Below are 14244 nucleotides of genomic sequence, written 5' to 3' on the forward strand. Positions count from 1 at the left end.
TTTCGATTCATCCTCCTTCCGAAAACTGCTCATCGAGCAGTTTTTTTGTTTGCATTCATATGTAGAGGATAACTGTAAAGAAATGTATTTACTTTATGGAGGAAATAAATTACTCTATAAAGTAAGGTGGTGGTGGAATATGGAAGACATTCATTTAAACGTGTCCCTGCTGCGCGCCAAAATTCCGAACCTAACGGTGGCGGCACGATCTGCGGGACTCAGACCGGCAACCGTGTCCAACCTTTGCACAGGCAAAATCCCGGTCGGAAGGGCCGAGGTCCGGACGCTTGCGGCACTAGCGGAGCTTGCAGGATGCACCATGGACGAACTCATCCTTCGGGGAAGACCTTTGGGCATGCTGGAGACAGGAATCAAAGTGATCGATTTACTGGCTCCATTGGTCCAAGGCGGCAGCATCGGTCTGGTGGCGCGCCAGAATGTCGGGCAGCTGGCCTTGTTGGCGGAGCTTTTTTACAGGTTCAACACATCGGATTACGCTACCGTATTTTGGAAGCCTGAAGCATATGCAAAAGGGATCGACGAGCTGCTTCAAGAGGCCGAAGCCGTGGGCAGCACGTCCGCCGAAGTGTATGAGCGGATTCTCCAATGCGCCAACAGCAAAGAAGTCGTATTGGGAGCGGATCGCGCCATGGTATTGTCGGGCGAGATATTCGATCTCGAAGAGAAACTGAAATCGGCCGGCATACGTCCCGTTACGACCATTCTCGTCGACGTGAGCGGCGATGCGGCGGACGAAGAGCTGCCGTTTGGACCGCTGGATACGTTTTTGCGTTTTGACGCGGAACTGACGACAAGAGGGCTTTTTCCGGCCATAGATCCCGTCGTATCCACGTCCGTGATGCTGGAGGGAGCGCAGCTTGAGCCGCTTCATTTATCCATCCAGCAGGAGGCCCGGAAACTCATGCGCCGTTACCGCGAATTAAGGCCGTTGGTCCTGTTTCGCGGCGAAGAAAAGCTTCCCGGTTCCGAAAGGACTTTGTTCAAGCGGGGCGAGCGCTTGGAAGCTTATTTATCCCAGCCGTTTTTTATCGCCGAGCCGTTTACCAAGAAAAAAGCGGAGTGGATTCCCCTTCGGGATACGCTTCAAGATGTAAGGACCATTTTGGACGGCAGGGCAGATCATGTCCCGGTTGAAAAGATCCGTTTTGCAGGCCGTTTAGACGTGTAATAGCCTTAGCGTTTCCCAAAAATCATCTTCCTTGGAGGCGATCCTATGGTTGTGCATCAGATGGATTTGAACTCAAAAGCGCTGATCGGGAGTTTAACGAAAGAGGTTCCTCCGCTCCTGACCGTATCTTCCGGAGATACGATCCGATTTGCCGTCCCGGATGCGGCTTGGGGAGTCGGGGAGTCTTATGCCGAACGGAAAAAGCCTTATGCCAGACGGGATAAGCTGGATCGAGGGCATGCCTTGATCGGTCCCTTTTTCCTGGAACACGCCAAACGGGGAATGACCCTCGCCATCCGCTTTAACCGGATCGTCCCCGGAAGGTACGGTTTTACGTCGGCGGGACAATATCCGAACTGGCAAAACCAAAAACTGCATCTGACGGATGAACGGGAACTAACGCTGGACTGGGCATTGGATCCGGAAAAAATGGAAGGAAGCTGCCAAATCGACGGGGCGACGTATTCGGTCCCGCTTCGTCCCTTCATGGGCATCGTCGGCATGCCGCCGGAAGAGACGGGGATCCATTCGACTTGGCCGCCCCGCTTTTGCGGCGGGAACATCGATTGCAAAGAGCTCGTCAGCGGCAGTACGATCTTTTTGCCGATTCCGGTTGACGGAGCTTATCTGGTCATTGGCGACGGGCATGCGGCGCAAGGGGACGGCGAGGTCAGCTGCCAAGCGATCGAATGTCCGATGGAAGAGGTCGAAGTAACCGTAGATCTTTTGCAAGATATGCATCTGACATATCCGCGGGCGAACACGCCGTCCGGCTGGCTCACGTTTGGTTTTCATGAGGATCTAAACGAAGCGACGGTTCAAGCCTTGGACGGCATGCTCGGTTTGATGGGCCAATTATACGGCTTGAATCGCGTGGAGGCAATGGCGGTCGGCAGTGCCGCGATCGATCTTCGAATCACCCAAATCGTTAACGGCGTGAAAGGTGTACATGCTTGTTTGCCGCATGGTCGCATCACGAAAAAAACGGCAGCTCCTTGAATAACTATGACAGTATGCATGCCGTCATGTTTCGGGTGCTAAAATGAACCCAAGATAAAGGAGGAGATCGATAATGACGCATCCAGCCATTGAAATGTACGATTACCACGTGTGGGAGGTTTCCCGGATCATGGACCGCCTGAAGGAGATTCCGGAGGAGCTGTACCGGCAAGAGATCGCCAGCAGTTTTCCGTCCATCGCCAAAACGCTGGCCCATATTTATATCGTCGACAACGTTTGGTTCCAAACGCTGCAAGGGGCGGAATTGGCGGATGCCCTGAATTCTTCCTGGTCCATCAGGGAGGAACTTGAAAACGGATCGCTGCCGGAACTGGAAACGAAATTCAAACGGCTGTCCGAAGCGTGCTCCCGTTTCCTTCGTGCGCAGGAAGACCTGGAAAAACGCGTCATGCTGAACAATCCGTATGCAGGCAGCCGCGAAACGAGCTTGGCCGAAATCGTCATGCAAATCGTGACGCACGGGACATACCACAAAGGCAATATCTCCACGATGCTGCGGCAAACGGGGAATTTGTCCGTCATGACCGACTACATCTATTACTTGTATGCAAAACAGTAAATCCGTCCATGGCCAGTACCGAAAACCGCGCGGATTCGAAAAGAATCAATCATCCAAAAGGATGGTTCTTTTTTTGCGAAGCCTTATACTAAAGATGAAAAGATTCGATCATCCAAGCAATAGCGGGAGGTACATATGAAGCTGCAGGCGGCGGGCAAAGCGTCCAAATGGTATGTCTATCAAAAAATCGTCATCGTGTTCATCTTATTTTTGCTTCCTCTCATTTCCATGAATATATGGCTCAACTACAAAGGCATGTCGGTCACGAAAAACGCCATTCTGAATTCCTCGCAGGCCGGGGCGTCCTTTTATTCCAAACAGCTCGACAAAGAGATGTATTTTATCCGCAATCTGCAGCTGCAGCTGATCAACGACAAAGACCTGCAGAAGCTGAGCTTCCGGGGAAGCCTGCTGGGGGATTACGAGGAAGTGCAGCTGATCGAACAGGTCAGGGACCGGCTGTCCACGCTCATGGCGTCCAGCGAATACGTGGTGAACAGCGGTGTGTACGTGGAATCCATCCGAAAGACCATCTTGATGAACTCGGGGGTTACGGGCACGCCCAATGAGGAAATGAAGCTTATGACGTCGCTGAGCGAAGTGACGCCCAAGCCGTCCTTTTACCGCAGCGGGAACCGGATTTTCCTGATTGAAAGCGCAAACAACGGCAGCATCGTGACGTATATCGAAATCTCGAGGCCCATGCTGCTGCAGTCCTTGAACGAAATCGCGAAACTGTATCCCGAATCGGAAGTGCTGCTCGGAAGCCAAGAATCCGGAACGATGCTGACGACGGCGGAAAATGCGGACGAATCGGAGGAGATTTTGAAACTGACGGCGGACGAATCCGTGGATCAAGAACCGCCGCAGTTCAAAAAAATGAACGGAGTCAATTATTTTATCACCCGAAGCGCCGTCGGCTCCCTGCATTTATCCATGATCATGTACGTGAACCAAAATGAGCTTACGCGCCCGTTAAGCCAATTTATTACCTGGTTCTATACGCTGTTCATTATCGCGATCATCGTGATGATCCTGTATTCCTTTTCCGTCAACGTGATGATCCATCGGCCGTTATCGAAGCTGGTTAAAGCGTTCCATATGATCGAAACCGACAACCTCAATATTACGATTGAATCGAAAACCAAAGACGAGTTCCATTACGTGTTCAACAGCTTCAACAATATGGCGCGGCGGCTCAAAAATTCGATCGAGGAAAACTACGAGCAGAAAATCGCGCTGCAGCATTCCCAGCTGAAACAGCTCCAGTCCCAGATCAATCCGCATTTTTTGTACAACAGCTTTTTCAATATTTACATGATGTGCAAGGTAGGGGATTCCGACAGCGCGGCGGAGCTTTCCCAGCGGCTTGGAAGCTATTATCAGTACATTACGAGAAGCGGGTCCGACGAGGTTCCGTTTTATAAGGAATACCGCCATGCGCTGGATTATTGCGACATTCAATGCATCCGTTTCGCCAACCGGGTATCCTTCGAATACGAGGAGGAGACGGAAATTCCGCCATCGATCACGGTGCCGCGGCTGATCATCCAACCGATCGTCGAAAACGTGTTCGAGCACGCTTTTGAGGACGGCATGATGGAAGGGAAGGTGTTGATCGGCACGGCGTACCGGGAAGGGATGCTGCGCGTCACGGTCGAAGACAACGGAAATTTGGCGACCGACGGGATGATTGAGGAGCTGCGCGGCAAACTCGCCATGGATTCGAAAACGGTGGAAAACACGGGACTCATCAACGTCAACAACCGTCTCCAGCTTAAATACGGGCCGGATAGCGGGTTATCGGTGTCGAGAAGCCGGCATGGCGGCTTAAAAATAGATCTGGTTATCGCACTTGAAAACATGAAGGAGGCAGCAGCATGTACCGATTGTTAATCGTCGACGACGAGCCGGTCATCGTCAACGGATTGATTCAGCTTTTCCAGGAAAATACCGAATTCGAACTGGATGTTTGCAAAGCCTACTCGGCGGCGGAAGCGTTAAACATCGCCAAAAAAATGAAACTCGACATTCTCGTCAGCGATATCCGCATGCCCCAAAAAAGCGGGCTGCAGCTTGTCGACGACATCGCCTACTATTGGCCGCACTGCCGGATCATTTTTTTGACCGGTTACAGCGAATTCGATTACGTCCAGGAAGCCCTGCGCAAGAGAGCGGACAATTACATCTTAAAAACGGAAGGCATCGAACCGATCTTTGGGGCGGTAAAAGCGGCCTGCCAAAAACTCGACGAGGAAAACCGCCGCAGAATCCGGGAAGAAAAGGCGAAAATGCATTTTCAAATCGCCGCTCCCGTGCTTAAAAACGAGCTGGTCGGCAGGCTTTTGAAGGGGGAATCCGCGGCCGCATTGCTGTCCGACCCCCGGTATGAAGAACTGGACTTCCGAATTCGCGTAAGCGAGCCTGCATTTTTTGTCGTCGGCAGCTTGGATTCAATCGACGATCCGAATACGAAGGACAAGCTCGGGGCGGTGCAAAACGGCTTCAGCAACTATTTGCCCGATTCGATTGCATGCGAACATTCCGTGTTGGATGAAGGCGTCCTCGTTTGGCTGCTTCAGCCGCACGAAGAACTGCTTGCTCGTTTTTCCCAGCCGGATTCGGAGCCGCAGCGGTGGCGGGGATTTACGTCATATATGAAAGGGATTCTCGAGCTCGTGCAGAACGAATGCGAAAGCCTGATTGGCGTATCCGTATCCTTTGGCATATCGGGCAATTTAAGCGGATGCTGGGAGACGGTTTCCGGCCAATACAACACGCTGCTGGGCGTATTGCGTTCCAGGACTGCCCTCTGCCAAAACCTGATCGTCATCGATATCGAACATGCCGGCAGCGAACCGGAAGCCATGGACGATCCGGGGCTCCTGAAGCAGGAGGACATGAAATCTTGGGTGATCGGCCAGATCCAAAACTACATACAAGCCAACTTGTCCGGGGACGTATCCCTGACGGCAATCGCGGAGAAAGTGCATTTCAACCCATCGTATTTGTCGCGCTACTACAAACAAATGACGGGGCAAAATCTGCTGGACTACATCCAATCGAAAAAGCTTGAAGCAGCCGTGCACCTGATGATGCACACGAACCTGAAGCTGAACGAAATCGCTGCCCGCGTCGGGTTCGATTCGCAATCCTACTTTACGACCTTTTTCAAAAAAAAGACGGGCATCTCTCCCCAAGAATACCGCAATGCCAAATGAGAGCCCGATCATCGGTTTCGCAGCGATCGTTTTTAAAAAGGTAAATAAAGTGAAAGGGAAGTAAAAAACTCAAAATTGATAGCGTTTTCTTCTGAAATTTATAATTAAACACATAAAGCACTTGCAAATCGCAGCATAAACAAAGGGGGAAACGCATTGAACATGAAAAAAATCAATCCATGGAAAATGATTTTGCTCGTCACGATGTCGCTTTCGTTATTTACGGCATGCTCCAGCCAAGGCAAAGATACGGCAGGCCCGGCTGCAGACCCGTCCTCCAAGGAAGAAAAAAAGAGCACGGACGCGCCGCCGGAGCCGCTCGGGAAATATCCCGAAACCGTCACGGTGACGGAAGTGCTCGGCTACAACCCTCCGGAAGACCCGCGGACGCCGAAAGGCATCACGCCGGACCAAAACGCTTACCTCAAAGATTTGAAAGACATGCTGAACATCGAAGTCAAATACAAGTGGACCGTTCCGTCCAGCCAATTCGAGCAAAAGTTCTCGCTGGCAATGGCTTCGGCCGACCTGCCGGACATCATGGAGCTTGACCAGAAAAACTTCGAGAAGCTGAAAAAGCAGGGCATGCTGGCCGATTTGACCGAAGCTTATAACGATTACGCTTCTCCGGAGCTGAAGAAATACATGGAATCCGACGGCGGTTTTGCCATGAAGACGTTCACCGAGGACGGCAAGCTGCTCGCGATCCCGGCTTTCGAAGACCCGTTCCTGTCGACGCAGCTGCTCTGGCTCCGCAAAGACTGGCTTGAAAACTTGAAGCTGGAGCCGCCGAAAACGATGGACGAACTGGATAAGGTAGCCCAAGCCTTCGTGAAAAACGATCCGGACCAAAACGGCCAAAACGACACGTACGGCGTATCCCTGCAAAAGAACCTGTTTTTCTGGGCTTACGACCTTAGAGGATTTTTTAACGGCTTCGGCGCTTATCCTTCGATCGGCGACAATCAGTCCGCCTGGATCAAGGACAGCAGCGGCAAGCTGATTCCGGGCCTCATTCAGCCGGAAGTGAAAACCGCGCTGGGCAAGCTTCAATCCTGGTACAAGGACGGCATTTTGGACAAAGAATTTGCGCTAAAGGACGAAAACAAGGCCGTCGAAGACATCACGGCAGGCAAAGTCGGCATCGTGTACGGCGAATGGTGGTATCCGAACTATCCGCTGAACCTGAACGTCGACAAAGACCCGAAAGCGGAATGGATCGCGATTCAAATTCCGGGTCTCGACGGTCCCGGCAAATCGCTGGTGCCTAAAATCCGCAGCGGCAAAGTTTATGCCGTAAACAAAAAAATGAAAAATCCGGAAGCCGCCATCAAAATGATCAACTTCTACATCGAAAAAGGCAAAAAGAAATACATGGAGCAAAACAAAGCGGAAAACGGATACGTATACAACTGGTTTAATCCGCGGATTTACAACCCGGCCCAAATCGAGACGATCTATACGGAAGTCAACAAGGCGCTGGATGCGAAGCAGACGGAAATTACGCTGGACGATGAAAACTACAAAAACGTTGCCGACGTCTTTAAGGCAACCCAGGATTATCTGGCAGGCAACACGGCGAATGCCTCCAAAGGCGTCAACTGGGGCCAATACTTCAGCCGCGCGGCAAAAGACGGAGGCTGGGGCATGACCCGGCAGATCAAGGAAAGCGGAGCTTTCGTGAACAACGAATTCTTCGGCCTGCCGACGGAAACGCAAGTCGAAAAAGGCGCCCAGCTCGACAAGCTGATGCAGGAATCTTTCACGAAAATCATTATGGGCGGTTCCCTGGACGAATTCGACAAGTTCGTTCAAAGCTGGAAGTCCCTTGGCGGAGACCAAATCACCCAAGAGGTGAACGACTGGTACAGCAAACAGGCTGCGAAATAATCGCTTGCGCGGATGCTGCGACAATCCAGAATGATGTGATGAAACGGGAGGAGGAGCCTGATGGATGCCGGCGATTCCTCCCGTTTACGATTTGAACGGGGAGGTCCATCTGTGAGAACGCTAAAAAAGGAATATTTGCTTCATATCATGCTGCTGCCCGGCGTGATCGTCACGCTCATTTATGCTTACGGGCCCATGGCCGGGCTGGTGATGGCATTCCAGCAATTCGAGCCGCTTTCCGGCTTTTTCCATTCGAAGTTCGTCGGGTTCGACAACTTCAAATACGTTTTTAATATGCCGGATTTCAAGCAGGTGCTGTGGAATACGGTATTGATCGCCGTCATTAAAATGGTGTTGTTTCTGCTCGTCCCTCTGATTCTGGCGCTGCTGCTCAATGAAGTCACCAAGCGCTGGTTTTCCCGGTTCATCCAATCGGCCGTGTTCCTGCCGTTTTTCCTGTCCTGGACCGTGCTTGGCGGCGTCATCATCGAGCTGTTTTCGCTGAGCGGCCCGGTCAACGGGCTGCTGGCGGCGATGGGACTCAAGCCGATCATGTTCATGCTGGATAACGAGTGGTTCCGCGGCATCGTGATCGGGTCCGACGTCTGGAAAGGGATGGGGTATAACATGATCGTTATGCTGGCCGCGATTACCGGCATCAACGCGACCCTTTACGAAGCCGCTGAAGTGGACGGTGCGGGACGATGGAAGCAAATGATCCACATTACGCTTCCGGGCATGGCGCCGATCCTCATTTTGCTCGGAGTGCTCAGCCTTGGCGGCATTTTGAATGCCGGCTTCGAACAAATCCTGATCATGTATAACCCGACCGTTTACGAAGGGGCGGATATCATCGATACGTTCGTTTACAGGCTGGGGATGTTCAGCCAGCAGTTCGGACCGGCCGCCGCCGTCGGATTGTTCAAATCCGTCATTTCCCTGGTTTTGGTGTCCGTGACCTATTACGCGGCTTACAAATACAACAATTATCGGATCTTTTAAACGGGAGGCAGAGAGATGCATAAACCTACGATCAGCAGAAGGATTTTCGTCATATTCAATACGGTGCTGCTAACGGCGATCACGCTTCTCGGCATTATTCCGTTTATTCACCTCCTCTCGGTGTCCCTCAGCTCCAATACGGCGGCCATGGCGGGCGAAGTCAAGCTTTGGCCGGTCGGCTTCAACTTCGATGCTTACCGTTACCTCGGGGAAAAAGTCGAGTTTTTCCGTTCGCTGGGCGTATCCGTCGAGCGGGTGGTGCTGGGGACGGCCGTCAACATGTTTTTATGCTTCGTGACGGCGTACCCGCTGTCGAAATCGGTGGACCAGTTCAAATTCCGGACGGTATACGTGTGGTTTTTCGCGATCACGATGTTTTTTGGCGGCGGGCTGATCCCGACGTATATCATCGTCAAAAATACGGGATTGATCGACTCCATCTGGGCCTTGATTTTGCCGGGAGCGCTTAACGTGTGGAACATGGTGCTGATGCTGAACTTCTTCCGCACCATTCCGCGCGAGCTGGACGAAGCCGCGACGATCGACGGCGCGGGGCACTGGAGAATTTTGTGGCGGATTTATTTGCCGGTGTCCTTGCCGTCCATCGCGACCATCGGGTTGTTCACGATCGTGGGGCATTGGAATTCTTGGTTTGACGGCATTTTGTACTTGAACTCGCCGGAGAAATATCCGCTGCAAACCTATTTGTCCACGCTCATCATGTCGATCAATTCCCAGATGACTTCGGTATCGATCGAGCAGATCAAAGCGATGGAGAACCTGAGCGAAAAAACGCTGCAGACGGCGCAAATTTTCATGGGGGCGCTGCCGATCATGGTCGTATATCCGTTTTTGCAGAAATATTTTGTTAAAGGCATGACCGTCGGAAGCGTCAAAGAATAAGCGAATATGGCTAAGGAGCGGAGTTATCGGATGAAAAAGGTTAGAGTTGCATTAATCGGGGCGGGCCTTCGCGGCATCAACTACATGGACTATGCGCTGCAGCATCCTGCCGAGCTGGAGGTCGTTGCGGTCGCGGAGCCCGTCCGTCAGCGGAGGGAAAACTTCAAAAAAAGGCATGGTCTGGCAGAGGAGATGTGCTTCGAGCATTGGGACGATTTGCTCGCGAAACCGAAGCTCGCGGATGCGGTGCTGATCTGCACCCAGGACAAACAGCATTTCGAGCCGACGATGAAGGCGCTGCAGGCGGGATACCACGTGTTATTGGAAAAGCCGATGTCGCCTGATCCGGAAGAATGCATTCGGATGGGCGAAATGGCTTCCAAGGCCGGACTCGTGTTTTCGATTTGCCACGTCCTGCGGTACACGCCGTTTTTCAGCACGCTCAAAGAGCTCCTCGATAAAGGCGCGATCGGCAGGTTGATGTCGATTCAGCACAATGAAAACGTGGGGTATTGGCATCAGGCGCATAGTTTCGTGCGGGGCAATTGGCGGCGGAAGGACGAGTCCAGCCCGATGATTTTGGCCAAATCCTGCCACGATCTGGACATTTTGCTGTGGCTTGCGGGTTCGGATTGCGTCAAGGTTTCTTCCTTCGGTTCGCTGAGCCATTTCACGGCTTCGGAAGCGCCGGAGGGGGCTCCGCTGCGATGCCTGGACGGATGTCCGGTTGCGGATGAGTGCCTGTATTATGCGCCCAATATCTATTTGACGGAGGACACGAATTGGCCGACGTCGGCGATCAGCGACGATATGAGCTACGCCGCCCGCTACAAAGCGTTGGAGGAAGGGCCGTATGGCAGATGCGTGTACCACTGCGACAACGACGTCGTCGATCATCAGGTCGTGAATTTGGAGTTTGCGAGCGGGGTGACGGCCGCTTTTACGATGAGCGCGTTCACGAGAGATATCAGCCGCACGATCAAGCTGATGGGGACGACAGGCGAAATCCGCGGAGCGATGGAGAAAAACGAAATCGAAATCATCCATTTCGGCAGCGGGAAGGTCGAACGCATCTCCTTTGAAGACATGGGCGGCCACGTCGGACATGGCGGCGGCGATCTGCGCCTCGTGAAGAATTTTCTGAAGCTCGTGCGCACAAACGGCGCAAGCCAAGGCTTGACGTCGGCCGATGCCTCGGTTCAAAGCCATTTGATGGCATTCGCCGCGGAACGATCCCGGGTCGAAGGGACGATCATCGGTCTGCAGGAGTTTAAGGAAAGGTACCGGGCAAAAGAAGAAGCGAATTAAATTATTAGATCGAAACCTGCCGAGCATGAAGCGTTCGGCAGGTTTTTTTGCATTGGCTAGGAGCGTCCGTGTCAAAGGAAGAAGGAGAAGAAGGACTTTACGCCAAATGACCTTCATCCGGTTATCCGGAACTTTTTAGGAACAGATAGCAGAGGGAGATGCAGGAAACAGTCCTATTTGCTCGAAATAAATAAAACGCTTTGAAAACTGAAGCGTCCAATGATTTTTTTGAAAAAAATCGTTTGATGCGTCGATTTGCACGTCTTTCATTCGTTGTCCTTATAGAGGGCCGCCCCAAGCGGATGGAATGAAACGGTAATCGGCCCGCTTATCACATACCCGGGAGGAAAAAACATGCGTTTTATGATGATCGTCAAAGGAACAACGGATTCGGAAGCGGGCGTCAAGCCAAGCCAGGAGCTGCTCGATGCCATGCTGAGGTACAACGAGGAGCTGGCGAAAGCGGGGGTGCTTCTTGCGGCGGACGGGCTGCAGCCTAGTTCGAGCGGCATTCGGATTTCGTATCCGGAGCCGGGAGGCAAACCGAAGGTAGTGGACGGCCCGTTCACGGAAGCCAAGGAAATCATCGCCGGCTTTACGCTGATCGAAGTGAAGTCGCGGGAGGAAGCGATCGAGTGGGCGTTGCGCATGCCCGATCCGCATGGAGGCGGACAAGCAGAGATTGAACTTAGGCAAATCTTTGATCCGGAAGAATTGTCTTCGGATGAAAATAAGCAAGAAAAAATAAAGGGGCAATTTAGACTGTGAGCTTTTCTGACGCGGGGCGTACGATCGACGCCATTTGGCGGATCGAATCACCCAAACTAATCGCCGGTTTAACGCGTATGGTACGCGATGTAGGGTTGGCGGAAGATTTGGCCCAGGATGCGCTCGTGATCGCGCTTGAGCGGTGGCCGGAAACGGGCATCCCCGACAATCCGGGAGCGTGGCTCATGACGACGGCCAAACGGCGCGCGATCGACCTGCTGCGAAGAAACAAGCTTCGAGACCAAAAATACGAAGAGTTAACCCGCAGCGCCGAATGGTATACGGAAGAGGACATGGATCGTCAGCTGGACGGGGAGATCGGTGACGATCTCCTGCGCCTCATCTTCATGACATGCCATCCGGTATTGTCCCAGGATGCACGGGTGGCGCTTACGCTCCGGCTGTTGTGCGGCCTGACGACGGACGAAATCGCCCGCGCCTTTCTGGTTGCCGAAGCAACGATCGCGCAGCGGATCGTTCGGGCGAAACGGACCCTCAGCGCCAAAAAGGTCCCGTTCGAGGTACCCGTCGGCGCAGAGCTGAAGGAGCGCCTCGGCACGGTGCTTGAGGTCATGTATTTAATGTTTAACGAAGGTTATTCGGCAACCGCGGGCGAACATTGGGTCCGTCCCCTTCTTTGCCAGGAAGCATTAAGGCTCGGCCGCGTCCTGGCGGAGATTGCGCCGGATGAACCCGAAGTGCACGGGCTCGCGGCGCTGATGGAAATTCAGGCCTCCCGGCTGAAAACGCGGGTGGGAGCGGACGGGGAGCCGATCCTGCTCATGGATCAAAACCGGGCCCAATGGGATCGACTGCTGATCCGCCGCGGACTGGCCGCCCTCAATCGCTGCCGGCAGCTGGGAAAGCCGCTCGGCCCTTATGCGCTTCAGGCGGCCATTGCGGCTTGCCACGCACAGGCCGTGACGCCTGCGGACACGGATTGGGTCCGAATTTCCGCATTGTATGAAGCTTTGTCGCGTGTTCTGCCCTCGCCCATCGTGGAATTGAACCGGGCGGTGGCGGTCGCGATGGCCTTTGGGCCGCTATACGGGCTTCAGATCGTCGATGCGATCACGGAAGAGGAGGCCCTTTCGGAATATCATCTTTTACCCAGCGTTCGCGGCGATCTGTTGTTCAAATTGGACCGCTTTGAGGAAGCGCGGCTAGAATTTGAGCGGGCTGCAGCTTTGGCGAAGAACAGCCGCGAGCGGGATCTTTTGCTCGCCCGGGCATCCGAATGCATCCATTGAAAATCTTTTTTTAATTTTTCGATCCGTCCGTCGATTAGCCGCTTTCTCGTTCGTCGCTTAAGTAAAGGCAGAGACAAAGGCAGGAAGTCGCCAAATCCAACCTCTGCTTGAAGGAGCGAACCGATGAGATATGTATTGATATTCAAATCGACGGCATTTTCGGAAGCGGGCGTGAAATGCGATCCGCATTTTGCGGCCCGGCGGGAAGCATATGCCAAATCCTTGGCCAATGCAGGCATGCTGCTTGCCGACGAGTCGCTGCTTCCAAGCTCCGGCGGGTTTCGGATCACGTTATCGCCGGACGGCGAAGCAACAAGCACAGCTGCGGGTCCGTTTTCCGCGGAGAGCGGGCTGATGGAAAGCTTCATCATGCTCGAAGCTCATTCCATCGAGGAGGCCTTGGAGTGGGCGAAAAAGGCTCCCGTTCCAAAAGGCCGGGGCGAAGCGGAGATTGAGCTGCGTCAGCTGTCGGATCAGGAAGAAACCTATCATGATCCTAACATCATGGCGATGGAAACAAACTTGAGGGAGCACATTTAAAATCCCCGGGCTTATGTAACCATCCTAATTCAGTGCACGAACAGGGTCCGAACGGACTTACATTCCCGAAGCAAAGGAGAAGATGATATGAGCCAGGAAGTATCGGATTTTATTGATGCCATCAAGGAACCGTGGCAAAAGGAATTGGCAGCCGGGCTGCGCGAGGTTGTTCGTCAGGCCATTCCGGACGTGCAGGAGCGGATCCAATACAAAAAGCCCCATTTTTTGAAAAACGGGAAATATGCGGCGGTCATTTCGACTTCGAAGGATGCCGTCAGTTTTACGATTTTTAATGCGACTGAACTTGACCTTCCGGAAGGCGTTTTTGACGGTCCGCCGGAACGGAAAACGATGAAGCTCCGCCAAGGCCAAGGCTTTGATCCGGAACAGCTGCAAGCCTGGGTAGGCCAAGCTTCCTCGGCTTTGTAAAGCGCTACTCGGCAGGCTGTCCCGACATATGACACATAGATGACATGAACGACGCATCGCAGATGGACTGCGGTGCTTTTCATTTGGGAGCAACGAAAAACAAGGGCTTGACATTTATTTTGGTCTATGATTTGATTATAGCCATAATTCAACATTTGGCTTTGA

At 52.9% G+C, this 14244-nt stretch carries 13 protein-coding genes; all 13 read left to right on the forward strand.

Translation table 11 applies throughout. The annotated features are described in order from the left end of the window. The first annotated feature begins 139 nt into the window (after positions 1 to 139). The 13 genes from KI367_RS16585 to KI367_RS16645 all read left to right on the forward strand — a co-directional run bounded on the left by KI367_RS16585 (position 140) and on the right by KI367_RS16645 (position 14079). Entirely contained in the window at positions 140 to 1189 is a 1050-nt protein-coding gene (locus tag KI367_RS16585; protein WP_212951009.1) for a P-loop NTPase family protein, read from the forward strand. 45 nt (positions 1190 to 1234) lie between these two features. Then, the gene (locus KI367_RS16590; RefSeq protein WP_212951011.1) at positions 1235 to 2188 is read left to right on the forward strand and encodes an acetamidase/formamidase family protein; all 954 of its coding nucleotides are present in this window, start codon (positions 1235 to 1237) and stop codon (positions 2186 to 2188) included. A 73-nt stretch (positions 2189 to 2261) separates the two neighbouring features. Beyond that, on the forward strand, positions 2262 to 2768 hold the full coding sequence (locus KI367_RS16595; protein WP_212951012.1) for a DinB family protein: 507 nt from the start codon (positions 2262 to 2264) through the stop codon (positions 2766 to 2768). Positions 2769 to 2903: 135 nt separating this feature from the next. Continuing rightward, complete coding sequence (locus tag KI367_RS16600) at positions 2904 to 4664, forward strand: sensor histidine kinase (protein WP_212951014.1); 1761 nt, start codon at positions 2904 to 2906, stop codon at positions 4662 to 4664. Next, a complete protein-coding gene (locus tag KI367_RS16605) occupies positions 4649 to 5989 on the forward strand; it encodes a response regulator transcription factor (protein WP_212951016.1) in 1341 nt (446 codons plus the stop codon). Before KI367_RS16600 ends, KI367_RS16605 begins: the two co-directional genes overlap by 16 nt. Positions 5990 to 6151: 162 nt before the next feature. Next, the gene (locus KI367_RS16610) at positions 6152 to 7879 is read left to right on the forward strand and encodes an extracellular solute-binding protein (protein ID WP_036713756.1); all 1728 of its coding nucleotides are present in this window, start codon (positions 6152 to 6154) and stop codon (positions 7877 to 7879) included. A 111-nt stretch (positions 7880 to 7990) separates the two neighbouring features. Beyond that, a complete protein-coding gene (locus tag KI367_RS16615; protein WP_212951018.1) occupies positions 7991 to 8881 on the forward strand; it encodes an ABC transporter permease in 891 nt (296 codons plus the stop codon). 15 nt (positions 8882 to 8896) lie between these two features. Beyond that, positions 8897 to 9784, forward strand: a complete 888-nt coding sequence (locus KI367_RS16620) for a carbohydrate ABC transporter permease (RefSeq protein ID WP_212951020.1) — start codon at positions 8897 to 8899, stop codon at positions 9782 to 9784. A 30-nt stretch (positions 9785 to 9814) separates the two neighbouring features. Beyond that, positions 9815 to 11092, forward strand: coding sequence for a Gfo/Idh/MocA family protein (locus tag KI367_RS16625; protein WP_212951021.1), 1278 nt, complete (start codon positions 9815 to 9817; stop codon positions 11090 to 11092). Positions 11093 to 11446: 354 nt separating this feature from the next. Next, the gene (locus KI367_RS16630) at positions 11447 to 11860 is read left to right on the forward strand and encodes a YciI family protein (protein ID WP_212951023.1); all 414 of its coding nucleotides are present in this window, start codon (positions 11447 to 11449) and stop codon (positions 11858 to 11860) included. Beyond that, positions 11857 to 13110 carry an RNA polymerase sigma factor gene (locus KI367_RS16635; RefSeq protein ID WP_212951025.1) on the forward strand — a complete coding sequence of 418 codons (1254 nt, stop codon included), beginning with the start codon at positions 11857 to 11859 and terminating at the stop codon, positions 13108 to 13110. Before KI367_RS16630 ends, KI367_RS16635 begins: the two co-directional genes overlap by 4 nt. Positions 13111 to 13233: 123 nt before the next feature. After that, entirely contained in the window at positions 13234 to 13650 is a 417-nt protein-coding gene (locus KI367_RS16640) for a YciI family protein (RefSeq protein ID WP_212951027.1), read from the forward strand. Between the two features lie 87 nt (positions 13651 to 13737). After that, positions 13738 to 14079, forward strand: a complete 342-nt coding sequence (locus tag KI367_RS16645; RefSeq protein ID WP_212951029.1) for a DUF1801 domain-containing protein — start codon at positions 13738 to 13740, stop codon at positions 14077 to 14079. Positions 14080 to 14244: the final 165 nt, after the last annotated feature.

It is taken from the genome of Paenibacillus cookii, from assembly GCF_018333375.1.
In the GTDB taxonomy this organism is placed as follows: domain Bacteria; phylum Bacillota; class Bacilli; order Paenibacillales; family Paenibacillaceae; genus Paenibacillus_AQ; species Paenibacillus_AQ cookii.

Coding starts and splice junctions, on each gene's coding strand:
- KI367_RS16585 (WP_212951009.1), top strand. CDS start 140: ATGGAAGACATTCATTTAAACGTGTCCCTGCTGCGCGCCAAAATTCCG.
- KI367_RS16590 (WP_212951011.1), top strand. CDS start 1,235: ATGGTTGTGCATCAGATGGATTTGAACTCAAAAGCGCTGATCGGGAGT.
- KI367_RS16595 (WP_212951012.1), top strand. CDS start 2,262: ATGACGCATCCAGCCATTGAAATGTACGATTACCACGTGTGGGAGGTT.
- KI367_RS16600 (WP_212951014.1), top strand. CDS start 2,904: ATGAAGCTGCAGGCGGCGGGCAAAGCGTCCAAATGGTATGTCTATCAA.
- KI367_RS16605 (WP_212951016.1), top strand. CDS start 4,649: ATGTACCGATTGTTAATCGTCGACGACGAGCCGGTCATCGTCAACGGA.
- KI367_RS16610 (WP_036713756.1), top strand. CDS start 6,152: ATGAAAAAAATCAATCCATGGAAAATGATTTTGCTCGTCACGATGTCG.
- KI367_RS16620 (WP_212951020.1), top strand. CDS start 8,897: ATGCATAAACCTACGATCAGCAGAAGGATTTTCGTCATATTCAATACG.
- KI367_RS16625 (WP_212951021.1), top strand. CDS start 9,815: ATGAAAAAGGTTAGAGTTGCATTAATCGGGGCGGGCCTTCGCGGCATC.
- KI367_RS16630 (WP_212951023.1), top strand. CDS start 11,447: ATGCGTTTTATGATGATCGTCAAAGGAACAACGGATTCGGAAGCGGGC.
- KI367_RS16640 (WP_212951027.1), top strand. CDS start 13,234: ATGAGATATGTATTGATATTCAAATCGACGGCATTTTCGGAAGCGGGC.
- KI367_RS16645 (WP_212951029.1), top strand. CDS start 13,738: ATGAGCCAGGAAGTATCGGATTTTATTGATGCCATCAAGGAACCGTGG.